At 63.5% G+C, this 24,072-nt stretch carries 16 protein-coding genes, 1 other RNA gene and 1 pseudogene; 8 read left to right on the top strand and 10 right to left on the bottom strand.

Going from position 1 to position 24,072, the window contains the following annotated elements; translation table 11 throughout:
• Positions 1-97: 97 nt before the first annotated feature.
• Positions 98-1,435: a lipid IV(A) 3-deoxy-D-manno-octulosonic acid transferase gene (waaA, locus tag XaFJ1_RS03440; protein ID WP_012915274.1), complete on the bottom strand. Its 1,338-nt coding sequence runs from the start codon at positions 1,433-1,435 to the stop codon at positions 98-100.
• An 80-nt stretch (positions 1,436-1,515) separates the two neighbouring features.
• Between waaA and XaFJ1_RS03435 the strand changes: the two genes are divergently transcribed.
• On the top strand, positions 1,516-2,460 hold the full coding sequence (locus XaFJ1_RS03435; RefSeq protein WP_012915273.1) for an LpxL/LpxP family Kdo(2)-lipid IV(A) lauroyl/palmitoleoyl acyltransferase: 945 nt from the start codon (positions 1,516-1,518) through the stop codon (positions 2,458-2,460).
• 7 nt (positions 2,461-2,467) lie between these two features.
• On the opposite strand, the gene XaFJ1_RS03430 is transcribed toward XaFJ1_RS03435, so the two are convergent.
• The 3 genes from XaFJ1_RS03430 to XaFJ1_RS03420 are packed head-to-tail and all read right to left on the bottom strand — an operon-like array spanning position 2,468 to position 5,131.
• Positions 2,468-3,826: an O-antigen ligase family protein gene (locus XaFJ1_RS03430; protein ID WP_012915272.1), complete on the bottom strand. Its 1,359-nt coding sequence runs from the start codon at positions 3,824-3,826 to the stop codon at positions 2,468-2,470.
• Entirely contained in the window at positions 3,807-4,922 is a 1,116-nt protein-coding gene (locus tag XaFJ1_RS03425; RefSeq protein ID WP_012915271.1) for a glycosyltransferase, read from the bottom strand. The genes XaFJ1_RS03430 and XaFJ1_RS03425 overlap by 20 nt, the downstream gene beginning before the upstream one ends.
• Positions 4,923-4,933: 11 nt before the next feature.
• A complete protein-coding gene (locus XaFJ1_RS03420) occupies positions 4,934-5,131 on the bottom strand; it encodes a zinc-finger domain-containing protein (RefSeq protein ID WP_012915270.1) in 198 nt (65 codons plus the stop codon).
• A 204-nt stretch (positions 5,132-5,335) separates the two neighbouring features.
• On the opposite strand from XaFJ1_RS03420, the gene XaFJ1_RS03415 reads away from it, so the two are divergent.
• Positions 5,336-5,578 carry a helix-turn-helix domain-containing protein gene (locus tag XaFJ1_RS03415; protein WP_012915269.1) on the top strand — a complete coding sequence of 81 codons (243 nt, stop codon included), beginning with the start codon at positions 5,336-5,338 and terminating at the stop codon, positions 5,576-5,578.
• 354 nt (positions 5,579-5,932) lie between these two features.
• Here the strand turns inward: XaFJ1_RS03415 and XaFJ1_RS03410 are convergent.
• The 4 genes and pseudogenes from XaFJ1_RS03410 to XaFJ1_RS03395 form a co-directional block, all read right to left on the bottom strand.
• Positions 5,933-6,160 (bottom strand): annotated as a pseudogene (locus XaFJ1_RS03410) (peptidase domain-containing ABC transporter); the annotation flags it as partial.
• Between the two features lie 204 nt (positions 6,161-6,364).
• Positions 6,365-8,656 carry an NADP-dependent malic enzyme gene (locus XaFJ1_RS03405; RefSeq protein ID WP_012915267.1) on the bottom strand — a complete coding sequence of 764 codons (2,292 nt, stop codon included), beginning with the start codon at positions 8,654-8,656 and terminating at the stop codon, positions 6,365-6,367.
• A 138-nt stretch (positions 8,657-8,794) separates the two neighbouring features.
• Positions 8,795-8,870: non-coding RNA, sX9 sRNA (locus XaFJ1_RS03400), on the bottom strand.
• A 61-nt stretch (positions 8,871-8,931) separates the two neighbouring features.
• Entirely contained in the window at positions 8,932-10,278 is a 1,347-nt protein-coding gene (locus XaFJ1_RS03395) for a dicarboxylate/amino acid:cation symporter (RefSeq protein WP_012915266.1), read from the bottom strand.
• Positions 10,279-10,717: 439 nt separating this feature from the next.
• Here XaFJ1_RS03395 and XaFJ1_RS03390 point away from each other — a divergent pair, with 439 nt between their 5' ends.
• Positions 10,718-11,893 (top strand): OprO/OprP family phosphate-selective porin, encoded by a 1,176-nt coding sequence (locus tag XaFJ1_RS03390; protein WP_012915265.1) that lies wholly within the window; start codon positions 10,718-10,720, stop codon positions 11,891-11,893.
• Between the two features lie 127 nt (positions 11,894-12,020).
• A complete protein-coding gene (locus tag XaFJ1_RS03385) occupies positions 12,021-14,678 on the top strand; it encodes a hybrid sensor histidine kinase/response regulator (protein WP_045756730.1) in 2,658 nt (885 codons plus the stop codon).
• A gap of 158 nt (positions 14,679-14,836) precedes the next feature.
• Here XaFJ1_RS03385 and XaFJ1_RS03380 read toward each other — a convergent pair whose 3' ends face one another.
• On the bottom strand, positions 14,837-15,475 hold the full coding sequence (locus tag XaFJ1_RS03380; protein WP_012915263.1) for a response regulator: 639 nt from the start codon (positions 15,473-15,475) through the stop codon (positions 14,837-14,839).
• Between the two features lie 141 nt (positions 15,476-15,616).
• Here XaFJ1_RS03380 and XaFJ1_RS03375 point away from each other — a divergent pair, with 141 nt between their 5' ends.
• Positions 15,617-18,670 (top strand): ligand-binding sensor domain-containing diguanylate cyclase, encoded by a 3,054-nt coding sequence (locus tag XaFJ1_RS03375; protein ID WP_012915262.1) that lies wholly within the window; start codon positions 15,617-15,619, stop codon positions 18,668-18,670.
• A gap of 188 nt (positions 18,671-18,858) precedes the next feature.
• Positions 18,859-19,890 (top strand): LacI family DNA-binding transcriptional regulator, encoded by a 1,032-nt coding sequence (locus tag XaFJ1_RS03370; protein ID WP_012915261.1) that lies wholly within the window; start codon positions 18,859-18,861, stop codon positions 19,888-19,890.
• 88 nt (positions 19,891-19,978) lie between these two features.
• Here XaFJ1_RS03370 and XaFJ1_RS03365 read toward each other — a convergent pair whose 3' ends face one another.
• Complete coding sequence (locus XaFJ1_RS03365; RefSeq protein ID WP_012915260.1) at positions 19,979-21,283, bottom strand: MFS transporter; 1,305 nt, start codon at positions 21,281-21,283, stop codon at positions 19,979-19,981.
• Here XaFJ1_RS03365 and XaFJ1_RS03360 point away from each other — a divergent pair.
• The gene (locus XaFJ1_RS03360) at positions 21,282-21,419 is read left to right on the top strand and encodes a hypothetical protein (protein WP_155392934.1); all 138 of its coding nucleotides are present in this window, start codon (positions 21,282-21,284) and stop codon (positions 21,417-21,419) included. The genes XaFJ1_RS03365 and XaFJ1_RS03360 overlap by 2 nt on opposite strands.
• 153 nt (positions 21,420-21,572) lie before the next feature.
• Positions 21,573-24,038, top strand: a complete 2,466-nt coding sequence (locus XaFJ1_RS03355) for a TonB-dependent receptor domain-containing protein (protein ID WP_012915259.1) — start codon at positions 21,573-21,575, stop codon at positions 24,036-24,038.
• The last annotated feature ends 34 nt before the right edge of the window (positions 24,039-24,072 follow it).

The following is a 24,072-nucleotide window of genomic DNA, read 5'->3' as shown; positions in this document are numbered from 1 at the left end:
CCAATCCTCCTACACGGTGGCCATTCGTTCGCGCGGGTATGTTGTGCCGACGCGACATGATGCGCTCGCCCATGCCATTCGCTACAGCGGGCTGACCTCAGCCGCATGCCGCGAACGGGTCTGCTTCCGGTTCCACTGCGGCCACCGGCGGCAGATGCGGCGCAATCAACTGCAAGGTACGCTGCAGCGCGCCGCGACCATTCGCGACCAGCGCGTACCCGGCGTCGGCCATGTGGACGCGTGCGTCGGCATCGGCCAGTAGCCGCTGCAACGCGACGCACACCGCCGCCGCATCCTCGCAAATGACCAGCGCACCGGCTTCGCGCATACGCCGCGAAATTTCGGCGAAATTGTGCAGGTGCGGGCCGCTCACCGACGGCGTGCCGACCGCGGCCGGTTCCAGCAGGTTGTGGCCGCCGACAGGCTGCAGGCTGCCACCGACGAAGGCGACCTGGGCGCAGGCATAGAACGCCATCAACTCGCCCAGCGTATCGATCACGAACACATCGTCCTCGGCCCCCGGCCATTGCTGCTGACGGCGCGTGGACACCCGCCAGCCCTGGTCGCGCGCCAGCATCTCGACCTTGGCGAAGCGCTCAGGATGACGAGGCGCCCACAGCAACAGCAACCCCGGCCATTGCCTGCGTAACTGCCGGTGCATTTCGATCACCGCCACCTCTTCGCCATCGTGGGTGCTGGCAGCAATCCATAGCGGACATATCGCAGGCACTCGCTCGCGAAACGCCGCGACAAACGCCGACAAGTCCGCAGGTGCGGCGATATCGAACTTCAGATTACCCAGCGCACATACCTGCTCCGCACCCGCCCCCAACTCGACGAAGCGCGCGGCATCCTCCTGCGACTGCGCCGCCACGCAGGTCACCGTGCGCAGCGCACGCCCGATCAGCGGTCGCAGCACCCGGTAGCCACGCAGCGAACGCGCCGATAGCCGCGCGTTGAGCACGTACACCGGAATACCGCGGTCGCGGCAACCGAACAGCATGTTCGGCCACAACTCGGTCTCCAGGATCAGCGCCAGACTGGGACGGAAGTGGCGCAGAAACCGACCGACACTGCCTGGCACGTCATACGGAAGATAGACATGCTCCAACGCGTCCCCCCATAGCGCGCGCACCCGCTCGGACCCAGTCGGGGTGATGGTGGTGATGACCCAGCGGATATCCGGACGCTGCGCGCGCAACGCATTGACCACCGGCGCGGCGACGTTGACCTCGCCCACCGACACCGCGTGCAACCACACCCGCGGACGGCCACGGCTCTGCGGATACGCGGCATAACGCTCGTCCCAACGCTGGAAGTACTGACGCACACGAAAACCGCGCCAGATCAAGTGATAGACCGTGACCGGCAGCAGCAGATAGAGCACGGCCGAATACAGGCCACGCAGCAGCCGTTCGATGAAATCATTGCGCATCCGGACAGCATAGCCGGTTGCGCGCGGCTGGCGGCAGACGATGGCCGACGCCATCTTGCACGCCCGGCTACACTGACGCCATGTCCGATGTCGCCTCTGCTCCGTCCTCCTCCGCCACCCACGTCACCCCACCACCACGCACGCCGCGCCACTGGTCAACTTGGTTGCTACTGGGCCTGGCGCTGCTCGCCGCGCGCCTGCCCTGGTGCTTGCAGCGCGCACTGGGTCGCGGCATCGGTTGGCTCGCGCTGCGCCTGGCCGGCACCCGCCGCCACGCCGCCGCAACGAATCTGGCGCTGTGCTTTCCGGAGCAGAGCGACGCCTGGCGCGCGCACCTGCTGCGCGAGAGCTTCGATGCATTGGGCGTGGGGGTGTTCGAGTTCGCCCGGGCCTGGTGGGGCAGCATCGCCCCGATGCGTTGCCACGCACGCATCGAGGGTTTGGAACACCTGCAACGGCTGCAAGCGCAGGGGCGCGGTGTCCTGCTGGTTTCCGGCCACTTCATGACCCTGGAGATCTGTGGCCGCCTGCTGTGCCAACACGTACCGCTGGCCGGCATGTACCGGCGCCACCGCAATCCGGTGTTCGAGTGGGCGGTCAAACGCGGTCGCCTGCGCTACGCCAGCGCCATGTTCGCCAACGAGGACCTGCGCGGCAGCATGCGCCACCTCAAGCGCGGCGGCATGCTGTGGTACGCGCCGGATCAGGACATGCGCGGCAAGGATACCGTCTTCGTGCCGTTCTTCGGCGTGCCTGCGGCCACCATCACCGCCACCCACCAGTTGGCGCGGCTCACCGGCTGCGCAGTCGTGCCGTTCTTCCACCATCGCGAGGGCGGCGATTACGTGCTGCGCATCGCGCCACCACTGGACAACTTCCCGTCCACCGACATCGTCGCCGACACCGCTCGGATCAATGCCGCGATCGAAGCGATGGTGCGCGCAGCGCCGGCGCAGTATCTGTGGATCCATCGCCGCTTCAAGCGCCAGCCCGATGGCCGTAGTAGCGTCTACACACGCGATTGAGTCCCGCCTAGGCCGACGCCACCGCACCCTCGGGATCCCCCGCATCGGGCTCCTTCGCCAAGAGCGCGCCGACGTACAAACCGACCAGCAGCAACGCCAACGAACCCCAGAACGACGAATAGAACGCCAAGTGGGTGTTGAACGGAAACACCGTGATCAGCAACGCCTGCATCGCCGGCCGCGTGCGTTCGCGCGCTGCAACCGACGCATAACGCCAGGCCCGCCAGGCCTGGGCCGCACCGGCCAGCCAGAGCAGTAAGCCGATTACGCCGGTTTCGCTGAGCACCTCGAGCACGATCTGGTGGGCATGAAAGGCCGGTTCGCTGCCCCACTCACCGGGCTGGGTCGGAGTCGGATTGCAGGCGGCATAGGCCTCGCGGAAACCGCGTACGCCGACTCCGTCCAATGGATGCTGACGGATCATGCACCAGGAGGCAGCCCAGATCTGCGCACGGCCAGTCAATGCCGCATTGAGATCGGCCGGTTGCCCGCTGAACGCACGCGCACTGCGCTCGAAGCGGTCATGCACCTGCGGCGACACAAGACCGAGCACGCCGGCCACCAACGCCGCAGCCACACCGAGCACCAACAACTTGCGCGCGCCAAGCAAACCCCAGCCCGACAGCACCAGCAGCAGCGCATAGGTAATCCACGACGCACGCGATCCAGCCAACACCAGCACCACCCCCACCGCCGTGGCAGCCAACAACCACCCCCAGGCACCACCGCGACGCGCAGCCCCCCACAACAGAAATGGCGACACGCTCGCCAGAACCTGGCCGAACTTGAGATTGCACGGGCCAAACACACCGCTGAGACGATCGGCCGCCATGGCCTGTTGCAGCGTACACAGACCGTGGTGGCTGATCGCCCACTTCAACTGATCCATCGACCAGAACAGCGGACTGGTACCGCACAATGCCTGCACCAATGCGTCCAGCGTCCAGATCGCGGCGATCACCCCCAGACCGTTGAACGTGAGGCGACGCCCGCGCGACGTCGCCACCGCCATCGCGACCAACCACAAGAACGGCAAAAAGCGCAGATCCACCGCAGACTCGCGCAGCGCCAACGGCACGTCCACCGCGCCCAGCGCCGACAGCGGCTGCGGCAGCCAATAGGCCAGAAACAATAGCGTGGTCAGCGCCCAGGCCGGCCCGCTCAACAAGCCCGCACCACCACCACGGAAGCGGCTGTGCAGCAAACGCGCCAAGGTGACCAGCGCGCCCAGCGCCAGCACACTCGCGGCCAGACCCGGCGCCGGCCACAGCGCGACGAAGATCAGCACCCAGACCGGCGCCCAATGCTCCCCGGATTCCGTTACAGGAGATGTGGACAAGGACCTCTCAGTGCCGGAGTTCGTCATAGATCGCCAGAGTACTGCGCTGCATCGCCTGCAGCGTATAGGGAATCACGGCCGGCAACGCCGGTGGCAACATCAGCAATTGGCGCGCGACCGCATGCAGCGCGACGGTATCGAAGGCGACCACTGCACCGCGAGGCTGCAATTGCGCCAGCAGTTCGCCGACCCCACCGTGCGCCCAACCCAGTACTGGCCGACCCACCGCCAGCGCCTCGACCACGGTGCGACCGAATGCCTCTGGCTTGCGCGACAATTGCAGCACCAGATCGCTGGCGGCATAGGCCTCGGCGATGCGCGCGGTCGGCGCGGTAAACGCGACCGCATCGGCGACGCCCAGCGCGGTTGCCTCGGCCTCCAATTCGCGCACATAGGCCTCGCGCCCCGGTTCGCGCGACCCGGGCAACCACAATCGCACGTCGTCGCCCTCGCCACGCAGCGCCGCCAGCAGCCGCAACGCATCGGCATGGCCCTTCAGCCTTGTCCCCCGGCCCGGGAGCAACAGTAGCGGACCGGGATGACCCGCGAGTGCGGGTGCCTGCGTCGCGGCCCAGGCGCGCGCATCCGGGTCCGGCGCGGGCCGACGCGGAAACTGCGCCGGGTCGATGCCGCGCGGAATCACTCGTAGCCGCGCAGGATCGGTCTGTGGATAGTGGTGCAGCACGTAGCCATGTACCGTGTCGGACACGCAGATCACGCGCTCGCCACGTGTCATCACCGCGCTGTAGCGGCTGGGCGAATTGAGTCCATGTACCGTAGTGACGAAGCGTGGACGCTGCACAGCCGGCATTCCGCGCAGCGCATGCCAGCCGAGCCAGGCCGGCAATCTTGAACGGGCATGCACGATGTCGACACGCTCCCGCGCGAACAGGCGCCGTAGCGTCGACACGTGGCGCAGCGTCAACAGCGACTTGCGCCCGATGTCCAAAGCCAGATGTTCGGCACCGGCAGCGGCCAACGCCGGCAACAGCCGCCCCCCCGCAGACACCACCAGCGCACGATGCCCGGCAGCCACCAGGGCTTGGGCGATTTCCAGCGTGGAGCGCTCCACGCCACCGGACTCCAGCGCCGGCAGCAGTTGCACCACGGTCAGACGGTGCATCGCACCATCGATCAATCGACCAGCACGAAGACCGAACCGCAATACGGACATTTGGCCTGGCGGTCGGCCGCGTCCTGAATCGGCAGGTAGACGCGCGGATGCGAGTTCCACAGCGCCATTTCCGGGGTCGGACAGCACAGCGGCAGGTCGGCGCGGCGCACCTCGTAGCGCGTCTGGGCATTGGCGGGCACGGTGGCGGTCTGGCTCATGGCAATGGGGACACATCGATAGATGAAGCGCAATTCTAGCAGCCCCCCCCAGGGGGCGGGCGGGTTGCTGCAGCCGGCAGCCCCCCCCTCGCCCCCCTCCTCTCGACCAACATGCTTGATGCGGAACGAAGGCAACACTATGCTGACGCGACGCGGCGCCGATATGCCGCTTCGAGGTGTTCTGTGGATATAGGTGTGCGATTGATGCAGGCGCGGCGAAATGCAGGCTTCACTCTGCGCGAGCTTGCCGCCTTGTTGGGCGTGGCGCATAGCACCCTTGGTCACTGGGAGAACAACCGTTCTGTCCCCAATGCCAGGCATTTGTTGAAGATCGCCGAACTTACCGGCGTTGATGCTTATGTGTTGCTAACTGGCAAGCCCTCCAAGCTGAACCAAAACGACAGCGACAGCCTGCCGTTGCCTGCTGGCAGCAAGCGACTGGCCTGAAAGGGCTGGGCGCCGTGACAACGCCGCCACGCTTCGGCGTGGCGGCGCAGTCTTTTGACGGGCATCACAAAAGCACCCAACCCAGTTGCCCCACATCGGCGCTTGTCTGATAGCCGACGCATGGGAAGTGAGTTCCTGCGGCGCTTGCAGCCTCGACCTGCTCAACTCACGCGCACTTTCAGAAGTCAAACCCCACGCCTGGTAATGCACCTGCGGTTGTCGCCCATAGATCATCACCAGCACTGACCGCGTGCTGACAATGGAGCAGGGGCGCATCGTGTATGCGATGCCGCCACAGGCGATCCACAACTGCAACTGCCTCAGGCTCTACTTGCCCAGGCAATCGCATTTGGCATTCAAATGGCGAGTTACCTCATGCAGAAACAATAATTTCGCCTGTCGGTACAGTCCACGAGCGAGAATCACTCGCTGCTTTTGCCGACGCCAAAGTGCCCCCTTATCGCCGATCAAGCCGTGATATCCCATTGGCATCGCCGCTATGTCCTCGTGCACTGCCTCCATCCGCCCAAAGTCGAAGGCAGGATCGAAGAAACTGATAGTGTCGGCAATGCTGTCGGCGAAAAAATTAAACTCAACTTCCATGCGCAACACCTCGCAATCACATAAAGCGTTGCACATGGAGTTTGAGCCTAAGAACTGTCAATCCGTAGAGAGCGGTCCAGTCCAATATCCGACAACCAACGCTATTCACCTCCCCGCATTCGCTAGCTTGTAGACAAGGAAAAAACCATGCGACCTACCGGCGAATCTTCCTTTGAACAGAAATCAACCAATCTTCTCCGCCTCAATCTGTTTGCGGATCTGCGCATCGACAGCCGCGATCGCGGTCATATTCATCACCCGGCGCGCGGTGGCGCTGGTGGTGAGGATATGCACCGGCTTAGAAATGCCCATCAAAATCGGCCCAATCGCCACGCCCTCGGTGAAAACGCGCACCAGATTGTAGGCAATATTGGCCGCCTCCAGATTCGGCAGCACGAACAGATTGGCGCGCCCCTTGAGCGTGCTATTGGGCATGATTTGATTGCGTAATGCCTCGTCCCAGGCAGTGTCACCCTGCATCTCGCCATCGATGTTGAGATCGGGCTTCCGCTTGAGCAGTGCCTCGCGCACCTGACGCATCTTCAGCGCATCGCGCGAGTCGTGGCTGCCGAAGTTGGAATGCGACAGCAGCGCGATGTTCGGCTCGATGCCGAACAACTTCAAACGATACGCGGCCTGCAGGGTGGCTTCGACGATCTGTTCCACGCTTGGGTCTTCCTGCACGTGGGTGTCCACGAAAAAGAATACGCCCTGCTGGTTAATCATGCCGGTCATCGCCGAGGTCGAGCTGACCCGCGGCTCCAGCGGAATCACGCTACGCGCATAACCGAGTTTTTTGTGGAAGCGGCCGAGCACGCCGGACAGCAGCGCATCGGCTTCGCCGCGCGCGACCATCACCGCGGCAATCAGCGTCGGCCGCGAACGCATCAGCTCCTTTGCTGCGCTGACAGTCACCCCACGCCGCTCGGTGAGCGCATGGTAGTACTGCCAGTAGTCGTTGAAACGCGGATCGTCATGGATGTTGGTGATTTCGAAATCCACGCCGGCGGTGATGCGCAGCCCCATGCGCTGGATGCGCGCCTCGATCACATCCGGCCGGCCGATCAGAATCGGGAACGCCAGACCTTCGTCAATCACGCTCTGCACCGCGCGCAGCACGACTTCCTCTTCGCCTTCGGCGTAGACCACGCGCTGTTTGTCGGCACGCGCGCGGTCATACAGCGGTTTCATCATCAGGCTGGTGCGGTAAACGAACTGGCTGAGCTTGTCGCGATAGGCCTGCATATCGGCAATCGGGCGCGTCGCCACACCCGAGTCCATCGCCGCCTGCGCCACCGCCGAGGACAGTTCGACCAGCAAACGTGGGTCCAGCGGCCTGGGAATCAGATAATCCGGGCCGAAACTCGGGGTCTCGCCCCCATAGGCCGCGCCGAGATCGGAGGCTTCGCGCCGCGCCATCCCCGCGATCGCCTTGACGCAGGCGATCTTCATTTCCTCGTTGATGCTCGTTGCGCCGGCGTCGAGCGCACCGCGAAACAGATAAGGGAAGCACAGCACATTATTGATTTGGTTCGGATAGTCCGAACGGCCGGTACCGATGATGGCGTCCGGGCGCACCGCCTTGGCCGCTTCCGGGGTGATTTCCGGATTGGGATTGGCAAGGGCGAAGATCACCGGTTGCGGTGCCATCGTCGCCACCATCTCCGGCGTGAGGATACCTGCCGCCGACAAGCCGAGAAAAATATCCGCGCCTTCGACGATTTCGGCCAGCGTACGCTTGTCGGTGTCGCGTGCGTAGCGCGCCTTGTCCGGATCCAGGTCGGTGCGGCCAGTGTGGATCACCCCATCGCGATCCAGCGCCAGGATATTTTCCGGCTTCAGGCCCAGCGACACCAGCATATCGACGCATGAGATGCCTGCCGCACCCATGCCGGTGGTGGCAAGTTTGACGTCCTCGATTTTCTTGCCGGTCACCACAAGTGCATTGAGCACCGCCGCGGCCACGGGGATCGCGGTGCCGTGCTGATCATCGTGACACACCGGGATCTTCATACGTTTGCGCAACTTGCGCTCGACGATGAAACATTCCGGCGCTTTGATGTCTTCCAGATTGATGCCGCCGAAAGTCGGTTCGAGGCTGGCGATAATATCGACCAGCTTGTCCGGGTCGTTCTCGTTGATCTCGATGTCGAACACGTCGATGCCGGCGAACTTCTGGAACAACACGCCTTTACCTTCCATCACTGGCTTGGAGGCCAGCGGCCCGATATTGCCCAGGCCCAACACCGCAGTGCCATTGCTGATGACCGCGACCAGATTGGCGCGCGCGGTCAGTTCGCTGGCCTGCTGCGGATCGGCGACGATGGCCTGGCAGGCGAACGCCACGCCCGGCGAGTAGGCCAAGGACAGGTCGCGCTGGGTCACCATGGGCTTGGTCGCGGCGACCTTGATCTTGCCCCGTGGCTCCTGGCGGTGATAGTCGAGTGCGGCCTGTTTGAAATCGTCGTTTGACATGGAGAGCTTCTTTTGTCGAAAGGCGCGAAGGAGCGGAATTCTACTCTGTGGACCTGCGCCGGAAAAAATGCGCAATGCCGATCATGCCCGCACATCGTGCAATGGCATCAATCAGCACAACGCGCCAAGCTTTAGAGTGGCTAACAAAACGTCGCGAGTCGCTGTCGGGTGGGCGCGTACAGCGCGCAGGAACCGCAGTGTACAGGTGGTACATCAGGATTCCGAGCACTGCCCGCGCCCTTCCGGCGGCGACGCAGTCGTCTTGTTAGCTACTCTTAGGCCACCGTCACCGGCAGGACGACGTCACCCGCGTCCAACGCAAGGCGCAGACGATCGCGATCCAACGCATTCTCCCAACGCGAGACCACCACGGTGGCCACCGCGTTGCCGATGAAGTTGGTCAACGAACGACACTCGCTCATGAAACGGTCCACGCCAAGAATCAGTGCCAAGCCGGCCATGGGCACTTCCGGCACCACCGCCAGGGTCGCCGCCAAAGTGATGAAACCCGCACCGGTCACGCCAGCCGCACCCTTGGAGCTAATCATCGCCACCAGCAACAAGGTGATCTGGTGACCAAGGGTCAACTCGGTGTTGGTCGCCTGCGCGATGAACAGCGCGGCCAGGGTCATGTAGATATTGGTGCCGTCGAGATTGAACGAATAGCCGGTGGGCACCACCAGGCCGACGACCGACTTCTCGCAGCCGGCATGCTCCATCTTTTCCATCAGCGACGGCAGTGCCGATTCGGACGAAGAAGTACCAAGCACCAGCAGCAGCTCCGACTTCAGATAGCGGATCAATTTGAAGATCGAAAACCCGCACAGGTGGGCCACTGCACCGAGAATCACCAACACGAATAGCAGTGCGGTGATGTAGAACGATCCGACCAACCAGGCAAGATTCACCAGCGACTGCACACCATGCTCGCCGATGGTGTAAGCGATCGCGCCGAACGCACCGATCGGCGCGGCCTTCATCAGCAGATGCACCAGCTTGAACACCGGCGCGACCAAGGCATCGAGCAGCTTCAACACAGGCTTGCCGCGCTCGCCCACCAACGCCAGCGACACGCCGAACAACACCGCAACGAATAACACTTGCAGGATGTTGGGACCAGCCAACTTGCCGTTGATCACCTGGTCGCCAGTAAAGGCCCCGATCAGCGAGTTGGGAATGATGTCCATCAAGAAGCCTGTCATGGTCAGTTGGTGCGACTGCTGCACGTAACTATCGACCTTGCTCTGGTCCAACGTCGCCAGATTGACATTCATGCCCGCGCCGGGCTGCACCACATGCGCGACGATCATGCCAACCACCAGCGCCAGCGTGGAGAAAAACAGGAAATACACCATGGCCTTGACGAAGACCCGGCCCACCGTCTTCAACTGAGTCATCCCGGCGATACCGGTCACGATGGTCAGGAAGATCACCGGGGCGATGATCATCTTCACCAATTTGATGAATGCGTCAGCCAGCGGCTTGAGTTGTACGGCCCAGGCGGGATCAAGATGGCCGAGTACGGCACCGACGACAATGGCGAACAATACCTGAACGTATGTGTGCCGGTAGAACGGCACGGGCTGCGGCCCGCGACCTAGCGTGGGAAAGGGACTGTGCATCTGAACGCGCTCCGGAACGGTACGGCAACCCAACGCGGGTCGCGGAATGCAGCCTTTGTACGCGTCAACGCTGCGAAAGCAGATAACCCATTGGTCGTAGTCTTCGTTGCGGGCGCCGGCGGCGCAGGGGCGGTGTCCCCAAACGCTCACGGAAGCGGGACCACCCAGAAACCAGCATCGGCGTTCAGATATGTGCGCAGCCCCCTTTCGCCTGCACTTTCGCCACGACACGCCCCTTAAGTTAAATCATTCACATATGAATTGTGATCTTATCGTTAAAGAATGGCCGCCCACGACCGCTATTGCCTAGATGCAAGCCGTTATCGGGGACTACATCTCCCTCGATGGCAGCCTTTCATGCGTGGCCGCTCCCGTGTCGCATCGCGACCTGACCGGGGACTGTGGCGCCTCTTTGACCTTAATCGAGACAACCTCCATCATGCGACACAGCCTCCTCTTCGCCGCACTGGGCCTGACCGCCGCCGCTCCCGCCATCGCCGCCAACGGCTTCGATGACTGGCCGACCAAGGTGACCTTCAGCGATGGCACCACGCTGGCTGCGGTCGGCACCTACCAGTACGACTGGAACACATTCTCCAACGACAACAGTCGCCTCCTGAAGAACAACCACACGTTCCGGCGTAAGGAATTCGGCGTCCATTTGAATAAGGACGGCGTATACGACGCGATGGTGGGCTTCGACTTCCAGTCCAAGCAGTGGCTGGACGTGTTCTTCGGCGTGGAGACCAAGGCGCTGTTCGGCAACAACTACGGCCACGTGCGCGTGGGCTACATCAAGGTGCTGGGTGGCCTGGAAGCGTTGACCAGCGGTGCTGCGGGCAGCTTCATGGAAGCCGCGCTCCCGGTACAGGCGATCTATCAGGGCCGCCGTACTGGCGCGGAATGGACCTTCGAGCAGCCGCAGTACCTGCTGCAGGCTGCCGTTTACGGCGGCAAAGACCTGCAGGGTCACAATCCCGGCACCACGCAGGCCGTCCATGCCGCGTGGACACCGTTCAAGGCCGAAGGCGATGTGTTGCATCTGGGCCTGGTGTATTCGCAGGAAAATCCGCGCGGCTACCACAACGGCCTGAACGTGAGCTTCAGCCCGAGCGTGCGCCTGAATACACCGCCGGAAGTCGCGCTGACCCCTGTGAGCTTGATCGATTCGGGCATCCTGACCGACGTCGACCAGATCCGCCGCACCGTGCTGGAAGCGCTCTGGATCAAGGGACCGTTCTCGCTGCAAGGCGAAGCGTTGCGTGCCGACGTGACCCGCACCAACAGCCTGCCCAACTACAGCGCAGACGGCCAGTACGTGTTCGCCAGCTATGTATTGACCGGCGAATCGCGCCCGTACAGCGCCGGCAACGTCGACATGGTCAAGCCGGCCAACGCCTACGGCGCGGTGGAAGTGCTGGCGCGCTACAGCCGTCTGGACCTGGACGACGGCAACGTGTTCGGCGGCCGCCAACACGATTGGACCTTCGGCGCCAACTGGTATCTGACCAACCACTTCAAATTCCAACTGAACTACGTGCGGGCCAATGCCGAACGCGCCGGCGTGCAATTCAAGCCGAACTCGGTGGACGTGCGCGCCCAAGTCCAGTTCTGATCCACCCCTCGCGAATACGGCGGTCCGGGCACGTACCGGACCGCCACGCGATCACGCCTGCGACACGGCGGACACCGCGTCGCACGCCAGCTAAGCTGATGCGGAACTGGTCATCGCCTTTCTCCGCATGTCGTTCTTCTTGCAACACCGCCACCGCATCCTGCTACTGAGCTTCATCGTCGGCGCAATGGCGCTGGTCATGCTGTCGGCGCAGCACTTGGCCGAACAGCGTGCACAACGCAGCGAAAGCCTGCAACTGCACCAGCAGTTGGAGTTGTATGCGCAATCACTGCAACAACGCATCGAGCGCTATCGGACCATAGCGCAGGTACTGGCACTGGACCCGGAGTTGCGCAACGCGCTGAAGCAGCCGCTGAGTCTGGCCACGCAGCGACAGTTGAATCTGAAGCTGGAACGCGCCAACACCGTCACCCGCTCATCGACGCTGACCCTGATCGATACCGCTGGCCTCGCCCTGGCCGCCAGCAACTGGCGCTCTGCCAACAGCAACGTGGGTGCCGACTACGGCTTCCGGCCCTACGTGAAACAGGCGCTGACCCAAGGTAAAGGAGGCTTCTACGGCATCGGCATGACCACCAGCGTCCCAGGGTATTTCCTCTCGCAGGCGATCAAAGACGACGACGGACGAGTACTCGGCGTGATCGTCATCAAAATCGAGTTGGCCGCAATGGAGCGCGAATGGCGACGTTTGTCCGACGTGGTCCTGGTCAGCGACCGTCACGACATCGTCTTCCTGTCCAACCGCGATGTCTGGCGCTACCGTCAGTTACAGCCGCTCGGTGCGCGCGAGCGCGACGAACTACTGGCCACCCGCCAGTACGCCCAGCAGCCCCTATTGTCGACGCAACGGTACGTACTGGATACGCTGGAGGACGGTAGCCAGGTGATACGCGTCGCCGTCCCCGCGCAACCGGCGCCACTGCTGTGGCAACGTATCGCGCTACCAGAGAACGGATGGCGGCTGCATTTACTGCACGACATCAGTGGTCCCCGTGCCGCCGGCCATGCTGCGGCACTGGCCGCAGGCGGCATCTGGCTAGCATTGGCATTGCTGGGACTGCTGTTCCAACAACACCAGCGTCTGGCGTGGTTGCGTCAGCGCAGCCGACAGGAACTGGAATCGCTGCTGCAACAGCATGCACACGAGCTCCACACCGCACAGGACGGCATCGTGCAAGCAGCGCAACAGGCCGACACAGGGCTCAGCCGCAGCCTGGAACACCTACCACAAGGCGTGGTGATCATCGACACGCAACTGCGTCTTGTGGCATGGAATTCGCGCTACCTGGAAATCTTCCGCTTCCCGCCAGAGCTGATCTGCGTCGGCCGTCCGATCGAGGACGTCTTCCGCTACAACGCACGCCGTGGCTTGCTCGGCACTGGCCCGGTGGAAGCGGCAATCCAACGCCGCCTGGACCACTTGCGCAGCGGTCGCCCGCACATGCGCGAGAGCGAGAAAGAAGACGGCACCGTATTGGAAATTCGTGGCAATCCGCTGCCCGACGGTGGCTTCGTGACCAGCTATGCCGACATCACCAGCTACAAAAATGCCGCGCGCGAACTCCGCTCGTTAGCGAATGCACTCGAAAACCGCGTCGCCGAACGTACCCGCGACCTCGCCGCGGCCAAACGCGAGGCCGAGAACGCCAACCGCTACAAAACCCGCTTCGTCGCTGCGGCCGTCCACGACCTGTTGCAGCCGCTCAACGCCGCGCGCATGTTCGTCTCGGCACTACGCGGCAAGCTGCACGACACCGACGCGCGGCAAATCGCCGACCATGTCGACAACGCACTGGTGGCGCAGGACGCGATCCTCAATAGCCTTCTGGACATCTCGCGACTGGAATCGGGCACGCTGAAGACTCAGGTGCAGGACATCGCACTGAACCCGCTACTGCAAGCGCTGACGCACGAATTCGGCATCCTCGCCGAGGACCGCGGCCTGCGCCTGAACTACGTGCCAAGCCGGGCCACGGTACGCAGCGACGCGACCCTGCTGCGACGCATCCTGCAAAATTTCCTGTCCAATGCACTGCGCTACACCCCAAGCGGATCCGTTCTGCTGGGCTGCCGCCGCGATGGTGCCAACTTGCGCATCGAAGTCCACGATCAGGGCCCGGGCATCCCCGATGCGTTGCATCAAGAGATCTTCGAGGAGTTCCGACGGCTCGGCGACGGCGTCGCCCAGGATCGCGGCGCCGGGCTGGGCCTGGCGATCGTGGAACGTATTGGACGCCTGCTCGGGCACCCCATCAGCCTACGCTCACAGCTGGGCCGTGGCAGCGTGTTCGCCGTCACCGTGCCGCTGGGCGATGCCGCGGCCATGACGCAACCGCAGGCACCGGCCGCAGTGGCCAGCGACAACGGCGACGATCCTATCCTGCACGGCTGCAGGGTCTGGTGCATCGACGATGATCCGCGTGTGTGCGAAGCCAACAGCGCCATGCTAACGCGCTGGGCGTGCCGAGTAGATCTGGCCGCCAGCCCGAAGCAAGCGCTGGCCGCGGCGCAACCGGTACACGTGCCAGAGCTGGTGCTGCTAGACATCCACATGGACGAACACGATGGACCGCCCCTGTTCGCGCAACTTTGCGCCCGCTGGCAGGCTGAACCGCGTTTGATACTGGTCACTGGCGAAATGGACACGGCGTTGCGCGCACTCGCCCAGCAGAACGGTTGGGGATTGCTGATCAAACCGGTACGCGCGCCAGCCTTACGTGCCCTGATGACGCAAATGCTGTTGCGACGCGGCCAGAGCATCTGATGAGATTTGGCTTGGAATACGAGGACAATCGAAGACGATGCCATGCGCGCCGACCCCAACCCCAGACCGCGCACGTGAAGCAATCGACGCGTCGACATCGGCCAAGCAGGCAGTAGGCCTTGTCGATATACAGAGAATCCCTAGGCCGCAGCTACGGCTCAAACTTCACCTTCCGGCTCCAGCGCCTTGACCAGCAGCGCAGCCTGAGTACGACTGTGACATTCGAGCTTCTTCAAAATGCCCGTCACGTGGACCTTGACCGTGTTCTCGGCCAAACCCAATGCGTAAGCGATCTGCTTGTTGAGCAGCCCATCGGCCAGGCACAGCAGTACCCGGAACTGTTGCGGCGTCAGTTGGGCCAGGCGGGCCGCCAACTGCGCATCGGCCTGCGAACGCGCGACTGTCAGCGGCGGGAACCAGGTGCCGCCGTCGAACACCACCGCCACCGCCACCCCGATGGTTTCGGCAGGAGACGACTTTGGAATGAATCCAGCGGCACCGAACTGCTGCGCGCGGCGGATCACGCGCGGATGGTCGTTAGAGGAAATGACCACCACCGGCACATCCGGACGCTCGCCACGCACGTGTAACAGCGCCGAGAAGCCGCGCGCACCGGGCATCGCCAGATCCAGCAAGACGAGATCGACATCGGCATGCGCGGCCAGTGCAGCATCCAAGTTGGCGGCGCTGGCCGCCTCAACGACCTGGGCGTGCGGCAACGCCTGCCGCAATACATGCAACACCGCAGCACGAAACAAAGGGTGGTCGTCGGCGACCAGGATTGTGGGCCCATCCATGGCAGATAGTCTGACATGCGCGAGGGCGGCAAGGCAGTAACGCACACTCAAGCCCGAGGTCATGCCGGCCGATAATGCGGCGTGAACGTACTTCTCTCCAGACTGATCCGCTGTTTATACGGCTGCCTGCTAGGACTGCTCTTGACACCGGTCCCAGCCCTGGCTGGCAACGCGGCGACGCACAGCAGCCTGGAGCACTTCGGTCTGGACGAGGGCCTGTCGCAACTGACGATCAATAGTTTGCAAAGCGACGATCAGGGATTCCTGTGGGTCGCCACCCAGGAAGGCTTGAACCGCTTCGACGGGCATCAGTTCCACACCTACCGACACGAGCTCAACGCCAACGAAAAGCAAAGCCTAGTCAGCAGCAGCATCGACAGCCTGGCCTTCGAATCGCGCGGCAAACGCTTATGGCTAGGCAGCAACGATGCCGGGCTGGAGGTGATCGACCTGACCACCTGGCGCCGCCATCGGCTCAATACAACCGATGGACTGTCGCACAACCGCATCACCCGCATCCTGCTCGATGCCCAGGGCGGCGCATGGCTCGGCACCGAACGCGGCATCAATCACGTGGATGCCAGCGTCCGCCAGGTACGGCGACTGGGCAACGATACATCTGTGGTGGGGCTGGGCTGGATGGCGGATGGCAAACATGCCGTCGCGCTGGACCGAAGTTGCCGGCTGTGGCAACTGGATCGCGACACCCTTCATGAACTACCCGCGCCACGCGGCATCGACGAGTGCGTGGCGTTAAAGACCGGCCCGGAAGGACTGTGGATCGCCTCGTCCAGAGGCGGGCTGTTCAAGCTCGACACACACGGCGCAGTGTTGGGACACTGGACCGTCGCGCAACTGCTGACCGAGGGCGGCGATCTCACCGCGCTGCTTCGACTCAATGACGGAAGCATACTGGTCGGCACCAGCAATGCGATCGTCACGCAATTGCGTGCAGATGGCGGCGGACCACAACGGCTGATCTTCGACAACCCTGTCCACAGCACCATCACTCGCTTCTATCAGTCCCCCGACGACACATTGTGGATCGGCACCTATACGGAGGGTTTGTATCGAGTGCGGCCATTGTCGGCGATGATCCGTAACGACGAGGAACATCTGAACGACACCAGCAACTGGCCCAGCACCAGCGTGCGCAGCATCTGGCGCGACGATGCGCGCATGCTCATCGGCACCGACCAAGGCTTGCTGATACGCGACAGCAAGGATGCCGCCTGGCGCATTCCCCCAGAACTGGCGAGCGCGGCGATCCGCGCGATCGTGGCCGATCACGACGGATGGTGGCTGGGCACGCGCCACGGGCTCTGGCACCTGGATCACGGCGGTGAGTTGCGGCAGTTGAACGGACTGGCCGACGACCACATCAACGATCTGCTGCTCGAAGGTAATACCTTGTGGGTCGCCTCCCGCCGCGGGCTGAATCGCGTAGTCGCCGGCCGCGTGCAGGACGACCAACGCTGGGCCCCACTGGCAGGCCATCCCCTGACCCGGATTTATCGCGATGACGACAATACGCTGTGGATCGGCTGCAACGACTGTGGCCTATGGCGGATGCGCGGCGACCTCCCCGCCACGGCCTATCGTCCGCAGGGTGCAGGCATCTACCCCTCGGTCTGGTCGCTGTACGCACACAACGGGACGCTATGGGTAGGCACGTTCTCTGGCGGTCTATACCAGATAGACCTGAAACGCGACACCGCGATCCGCTACAGCGACCGCGAAGGACTGAGCAGCAATGTCGTTTACACCATCCTGCCCGACCTGAAGGGACGACTGTGGCTGAGTACCAATAGCGGCTTGAGTGTGCTCGATCCCGCCACCGGAATCATTCAGAATCTAGGCGGACGCGACGGGCTGCCGAATCAGGAACACAACAGCGGCCGTGGCTACTGCGATCCGCAGGGCATGCTGTACTTCGGCGGCACCCAGGGTGTGGACGTGATCGATCCCCGCCTGCTGCCACTGCGCAGCCCACAGGCACGCGCGGCGCTGACCGATCTGCGCATACTCGATGCCAGCGAAGGCCATCATAACGGCGCGAATCAAACCGAAATCAACGTGGTCTATGCGCAGCACGTCGCACTGGATTACCGCGACAACGTGTTCACCGTGGGGATGACCGCGATCGACTTCTCCGCGCCGGGCACCGCGCGCTTGCGCTATCGTGTGGATGGCCTGCAAAAGGGATGGGTGTATCCGCAGAGCGCGCACAGCGAGTTCTCAGTCAGTCACCTACCGCCGGATCGTTACACGCTGGTGGTGCAGGCCGCCGGTCGCGACGGCCAGTTCGGCGCATCACGTGCACTGCAGATCGAAGTGCTACCGCCTCCATGGCGTCACCCGTTAGCCTATGCCGCATACGTGCTGCTGGGGCTAATCTTGATCTGCCTCGGGCTGCAACGGTTCCGCCGTACCGTCAACCGCGAACGCGACATGGTGGAACGCCTCAACCTCACTGTGGCCGAGCGCACGCGTCAGCTCGAACGCGCCAATCAGCAGTTACTGCAGAGCAATTCCCAACTGGAGGCCGTCACCCGCCTGGACCCGTTAACACGCGTGTCCAACCGCCGCGAACTGCAGGACTGGCTGGCACGCCAATGCCCCGCCCTACTGACCGCACTGGAAGACGGCAACAGCGGCGACGCCTTGTATTTCTTCATGATCGACATGGATAACTTCAAGCGCATCAACGACGACTACGGCCACCAGGTCGGCGATGCCGCACTCGTGCATTGCGCCGACAGCCTACGCACGCGCTGTGGCCAGCACGATCTGCTGGTGCGTTGGGGCGGCGAGGAGTTCATGCTCGTCACCCGTCTACCCCGCAACGGCGCTGCCGAAACGCTGGCCGAACAACTGCGTGAGGCGGTGGCAACGCACCGCCTCACACTACCCGAACGCGAACTGGCGATGACCTGCTCGATCGGCTACGCGCCTTGGCCATTCGTCGCCGCCTGGCCGACACTGGGCGACTGGGAACAAAGCGTGGGCCTGGCCGATCGCTGCCTCTACGCGGCCAAGGGCGCGGGCAAAAACGGATGGGTCGGCCTGGCCCCTGGACCAGCACCGGAGCGACCGCGCGTGCATGCGCTGTTGGCCGGCGGCGCTCCGGAAGAAATCGGCGACAACGTGCGTATCCTGCATTCCCCCGGGCGACTGCCGCGCTTCGCGCGCTGAGCGGCCATACATGGTCGGATTCAGCGCGGGCGACATGCGCGGCATGCGACCACGACGAGTCCGCAGAAACTGGACACGCTTGCGACGCGTCCAGATTGAATCGTCCCGGGTGACGGTCATGACAGCGCTGCACGACCCGGCTGGCATACACTGCAACTTCCGCCTCGCCTCTCGCTTCGATCAATCGCATGCCCGACAAACCCGAACCCGGTACGCCCGGCTCGCGCCTGCAGATGGCCGACATCGCGCGCATGGCCGGCGTCTCCGAGTCGACCGTCTCGCGTGCACTGGCCGACAATCCGGTCGTCGCCGAGCGAACCCGTGCCTACATCAAGCAACTGGCCAACGAAGCGGGCTACCGTGTCGATCCGATCGCGCGCAGTTTGCGTGCGCGACGCTCGAACATCGTCTGCGTGGCCGTGCCGCTGATGCACGCGCACGAGCAACCGCTGTCCGATCCCTTCATGATGACCATGCTGGCACTGCTCGCCGATGCATTGACCGCGCGCGGCTACAGCATGCTGTTGTCAAAACTGCATCAGCACCAGGACCATTGGGTCGAAGATCTGGCGCGCAACAGCCGCGCCGACGGCATCATCATGCTCGGCCAAAGCCACGAACATGCCGCACTCGACGCCGCCGCGCGCGGTGGCCTGCCGATGATCGTGTGGGGCAGCCGCATCGACGGCCAGTCCTATGTCAGCGTCGGCAGCGACAACCTGCGTGGCGGCGAACTGGCCACCACGCACCTGATCGAACACGGCCGCCGCCGCATCGCCTTCCTCGGCGACGAGGAACTGCCGGAGGTGGCGCCGCGTTTCGCCGGCTACCGGCGCATGCTCGACACGCACGGCCTAACCTTCGACCCGCGCCTGCACGCACGCAGCTATTTTCTCAGCGAGGACGCCTACCGGCTGACCCGTGCAATGCTCAAAAAAACCACGCCACCGGATGCAGTGTTCGCCGCGTCGGACATCATCGCCCTGGGCGCGATCCATGCCCTGATCGAAGCAGGACATCGCGTCCCGCAGGACATCGCGCTGATCGGTTTCGACGACATTCCCCTGGCCACCTACAGCCAACCACCGCTGACCACCGTGCGCCAGGATCTCGCTCGCGCCGCCACCGTGCTGGTAGACGGCGTGCTGAGCCTGATCGCCGGCCAAGCAGTGGCATCGGTGGAATTGCCGGTGAGCCTGGTGGTACGCGACTCGGCATGAGCGGCGGGAACACCTGACGATTCGCACGTGTGCCGCGTCGCGGCACGAGACGTCAGTCGCTGATGTCGTTCACGTCGCGCATTCGCCATCACGCCCGCTGGCTCTTCACCAACGACATCGCCACCGCCGCCGCCAGCATCAGACCACCCGCCAGACGGATCACATTGCGTGGATCGCTCTGCAGCAGGGCGTCGTAATACAGCGGCAGGGTCACGATCTGAATCAACATCGGCAGCACGATGAACAGGTTGAACAGCCCCATGTAGACGCCCGTGCGCTCGGGCGGAATGCTGTTGGCCAGCATCAAATAGGGATTGCCCATCATGCTGGCCCACGCCAGGCCGATGCCGACCATCGGCAGCAACAACAGCCATCGATCGTGGATGGACGGCAGCAACCACATGCCGACGCCCGCGGCAACCAAGCACGCGGCATGCGTGATCTTGGGGCCGACGCGGCGCGCCACCGGCACCATGGCGAACGCGGCCAGGAACGCAACGAAGTTGTAGAAGCCGCCGATCTGGCCATTGACTAGGCCCGCCTCGCGGAAACCATGCGAATCGGCCGCCGTAGTACCGAACAGCGTGGTCGACAAGGACAAGACAATGTACTGCCAGTAGCAAAACATCGCATACCATTGAAACAGCATCACCAACGCCATCTGCCGCATCGTCGGCGGCATCTGCCGGATCGCATCGACGATCTCGCGCACTGTGGCCAGTGGACCGACCCCCTTGTGGCGCAAGCATTCCAATTCTTGTGGCGACAACGCCGGCTCGCGCACGCTACGCGCGGTGAGCAGGATCGAAACGGCGGAAAAACCCGCGCCGATGGCGAACGCGGCGATGGTGACATAGGGAATGTGATGCGCATTGGCCGCATCCTGGTTCATGCCCAACCACACCAACAGCGGTGGCGTGACATAGGCCAAGGTCTGGCCAAGGCCGGTGAATGCACTCTGGGTCAGATAGCCCAACGGACGCTGCGGCGGGGTCAGCACGTCGCTGACCAAGGCACGGTAAGGCTCCATCGCCACGTTGTTGGCCCCATCCAGCAACCACAACAAGAGCACCGCCATCCACAACGCAACACTGAAAGGCATGGTCAGCAGGCACACGCTGCAAACCAGTGCCCCCACCACCATATACGGCATGCGCCGGCCCCAACGGGTCACGGTGCGATCGCTGAGCACACCGACGACCGGCTGCAATACCAGCCCGGTAATGGGGCCGGCCAACCACAGGTACGGCAAATTGGCGTGGTCGGCACCCAGGTAGTTGTAGATCGGACTCATGTTGCTCTGCTGCAATCCGAAGCTGTACTGCACGCCGAAGAAACCAGCGTTGAGCGCCAGCACACGCGAGAGCGGAAGCAAGGAGCGATGGGAACGCATGAGCATCAGCCTGGAAGAGCCAAGTGCACGGGAAGCGCACCGCAGCGGCGAGCGGATGGTGATTTTCTTGCAATCGTTTGTAACGCTGCACCGCAACATCTGCATCATTCAAAAATCAAACAGAGAACATGCTTAGGTAAAATGGCGGAATTTGTTGCAATGCAAGTTGCAATCGATTGCAAGTCCGCGTATTTGTCAGCCGCCGCACCTTTCGCACGGGGCGTGCACGCCAACGCTGTCGCGAGCACGCCCCGTCCCATCGTCATCACTTGCTTCGGGAGAGAACGCGATGCATCCCTCTTCAATCCGCCTGCAAAGCCTGGCCCTGGCCGTCGCCGCAGCGCTGTCCGCACCAACTGCCGCCCTGGCGCAACAGGCCACACCTGCCACGACCGACACGACCCAGGCAAAAGGCGATGTGATCAGCCTCGACTCGGTATTCGTCACCGGCATCGCCACCGCCAAGAGCAAACTCAAATCCAGCGTCTCGGTCAGCACCGTCGGCGCCGAGGCGATCGAACAGTCCGCGCCGCGCAGCACCGCCGAGATCTTCCGCAACATCCCCGGCATCCGTTCCGAATCCAGCGGCGGCGAAGGCAACGCCAACATCGCCGTGCGCGGCCTGCCGGTCGCATCCGGCGGCGCCAAGTTCCTGCAACTGCAGGAGGACGGGCTACCGGTACTGGAATTCGGCGACATCACCTTCGGCAACGCCGATATCTTCCTGCGCTCGGACTACAGCCTGGAACGCATCGAAGCGATCCGTGGTGGTTCCGCCTCGACCTTCGCCAGTAACTCGCCCGGCGGCATCATCAATTTCATCAGCAAGACCGGCGACACCGCCGGCGGCAGCGTCGGCCTCACCCGCGGCCTCGGCGGCTACGACAACACACGCCTGGACTTCGACTACGGCGCGCCGTTCGCCGAACACTGGCAATTCAACATCGGCGGCTTCTACCGCCGCGGCGACGGCGTGCGTGATGCCGGCTACACCACCGACAAGGGCGGCCAACTCAAGGCCAACCTGACCCGGTTGTTCGACAACGGCTACGTGCGCGTCTACGCCAAATACCTCAACGACCGTGCAGCCGGTTACCTGCCCGTACCGACCATGGTCAGCGGCAGCGATGGCTCGCCGCACTTCGGCAGCATCAACGGCTTCGATCCCGGCACCGATACGCTGTACAGCCCGTACTTCCGCAGCAGCGCCACGCTCGACGGCAAAAATCGGCCATCGCGGATAGAACTGGGCGACGGCATGCATCCGCTGTCGCGCGCGTTCGGCGCCGAGGCGCAATTCGATGTCGGTAGCGGTTGGACCCTGACCGACAAGTTCCGCATCGCCGACACCTCCGGTGGTTTCGTCTCGCCGTTCCCGGCGCAAGTCGCCGATGCCGGCGCGCTGGCCACCAGCATCGGCGGCGCTGGCGCCGGCCTGCGCTACGTCGACGGCCCGAATGCCGGCCAGGCCTACAGCGGACTGGCACTGCGCACGCATCTGTTCAACGTCCATCTCAACAACTTGGACAATGCGGTCAACGACTTCAGCTTGGCGCGCGACTTCGGCAACGGCAACGGCGGCAGCCTCAACCTCAAGGCCGGCTGGTATACCTCGCGGCAGACCATCAACGCGGACTGGACCTGGAATTCCTACGTGCTATCGCTGGCGCACCGCGCGCGACTGCTGGACGTGGTCGCCGCCGACGGCAGTCTGCTCTCGCAAAATGGCCTCTACGCGTACGGCGTGCCGTACTGGGGCCTGGACAACACCCGCCACTACGACGTGCGTTACGACATCAACGCGCCCTATCTGGCGCTGAGTTGGGATCAGGGACCGCTGAGCGTGGACGGCAGCCTGCGTTACGACATGGGCCGTGCGCGCGGCAACACGTCCGGTGGCGCGTTGGTCAGCAACGTCGACGTCAATGGCGACGGCGTGATCGAGGCGCCGGAGCGCAGTGTGGCGACCATCGACTACGCCAATCGCAAGCCGGTGCACTACGACTGGAATTACCTGTCTTACTCGTTCGGCGGCAATTACCTGATCAACGACGACCTGGCCGCGTTCGCGCGTTATAGCCGGGGCGCGCGCGCCAACGCAGACCGTCTACTGTTCGGGGTGGTCCGCGACGATGGCTCCGTTTCTTCCAACGAGGCGGTGAACGTGGTCAAACAACTCGAAGGCGGCCTGAAATGGCGCAGCGGCAGCGGCCTGAGCCTGTTCGCCACCGCCTTCGCTGCGCGCACCCAGGAACAGAACTACGAAGCAACCACCCTACGCTTCTTCGACCGCACCTATAAAGCGCATGGCCTGGAACTGGAGGCCGCTTACCGGGTCGACGGTTTCGGCCTCAACGGCGGGCTGACCTGGACCGACGCCACCATCGACAAGGACCAGATCACTCCGGCCAACGCCGGCAACACGCCGCGCCGGCAGGCCCGATTCGTCTGGCAACTGACGCCGAGTTACCGCGGCGAGCGCTACGAGGTCGGCGTCAACGCGATCGGCACAACCTCGGCCTACACCCAGGACAGCAATCAACTGAAAATGCCCGGCTACACGCAGGTCAATCTTTTCGCCGACTACCGCATCACCGATGCGCTAACCGTTTCGCTCAACGTCAACAACGTGTTCAACACCTTCGGCCTCACCGAAGCCGAGGAAGCCTCGATCGCCGATGCGTCCTCCAACATTATCCGTGCGCGCTCGATCCCGGGGCGCACCTCCAGCATCAGCCTGCGCTACGACTTCTGACCAAGGACTCGACGTCCGCGCCCCGACCGGGGCG

The sequence above is a fragment of the Xanthomonas albilineans genome (genome assembly GCF_009931595.1).
GTDB lineage: Bacteria > Pseudomonadota > Gammaproteobacteria > Xanthomonadales > Xanthomonadaceae > Xanthomonas_A > Xanthomonas_A albilineans.
This window is presented reverse-complemented; position numbering and strand designations above follow the sequence as displayed.

What these genes read in the sequence shown, in the direction of transcription:
- waaA (WP_012915274.1), bottom strand. Translation starts at nt 1,435, where the DNA reads ATGCGCAATGATTTCATCGAACGGCTGCTGCGTGGCCTGTATTCGGCC.
- XaFJ1_RS03435 (WP_012915273.1), top strand. Translation starts at nt 1,516, where the DNA reads ATGTCCGATGTCGCCTCTGCTCCGTCCTCCTCCGCCACCCACGTCACC.
- XaFJ1_RS03430 (WP_012915272.1), bottom strand. Translation starts at nt 3,826, where the DNA reads ATGACGAACTCCGGCACTGAGAGGTCCTTGTCCACATCTCCTGTAACG.
- XaFJ1_RS03425 (WP_012915271.1), bottom strand. Translation starts at nt 4,922, where the DNA reads ATGCACCGTCTGACCGTGGTGCAACTGCTGCCGGCGCTGGAGTCCGGT.
- XaFJ1_RS03420 (WP_012915270.1), bottom strand. Translation starts at nt 5,131, where the DNA reads ATGAGCCAGACCGCCACCGTGCCCGCCAATGCCCAGACGCGCTACGAG.
- XaFJ1_RS03415 (WP_012915269.1), top strand. Translation starts at nt 5,336, where the DNA reads ATGCAGGCGCGGCGAAATGCAGGCTTCACTCTGCGCGAGCTTGCCGCC.
- XaFJ1_RS03405 (WP_012915267.1), bottom strand. Translation starts at nt 8,656, where the DNA reads ATGTCAAACGACGATTTCAAACAGGCCGCACTCGACTATCACCGCCAG.
- XaFJ1_RS03395 (WP_012915266.1), bottom strand. Translation starts at nt 10,278, where the DNA reads ATGCACAGTCCCTTTCCCACGCTAGGTCGCGGGCCGCAGCCCGTGCCG.
- XaFJ1_RS03390 (WP_012915265.1), top strand. Translation starts at nt 10,718, where the DNA reads ATGCGACACAGCCTCCTCTTCGCCGCACTGGGCCTGACCGCCGCCGCT.
- XaFJ1_RS03385 (WP_045756730.1), top strand. Translation starts at nt 12,021, where the DNA reads ATGTCGTTCTTCTTGCAACACCGCCACCGCATCCTGCTACTGAGCTTC.
- XaFJ1_RS03380 (WP_012915263.1), bottom strand. Translation starts at nt 15,475, where the DNA reads ATGGATGGGCCCACAATCCTGGTCGCCGACGACCACCCTTTGTTTCGT.
- XaFJ1_RS03370 (WP_012915261.1), top strand. Translation starts at nt 18,859, where the DNA reads ATGCCCGACAAACCCGAACCCGGTACGCCCGGCTCGCGCCTGCAGATG.
- XaFJ1_RS03360 (WP_155392934.1), top strand. Translation starts at nt 21,282, where the DNA reads ATGAGCATCAGCCTGGAAGAGCCAAGTGCACGGGAAGCGCACCGCAGC.
- XaFJ1_RS03365 (WP_012915260.1), bottom strand. Translation starts at nt 21,283, where the DNA reads ATGCGTTCCCATCGCTCCTTGCTTCCGCTCTCGCGTGTGCTGGCGCTC.
- XaFJ1_RS03355 (WP_012915259.1), top strand. Translation starts at nt 21,573, where the DNA reads ATGCATCCCTCTTCAATCCGCCTGCAAAGCCTGGCCCTGGCCGTCGCC.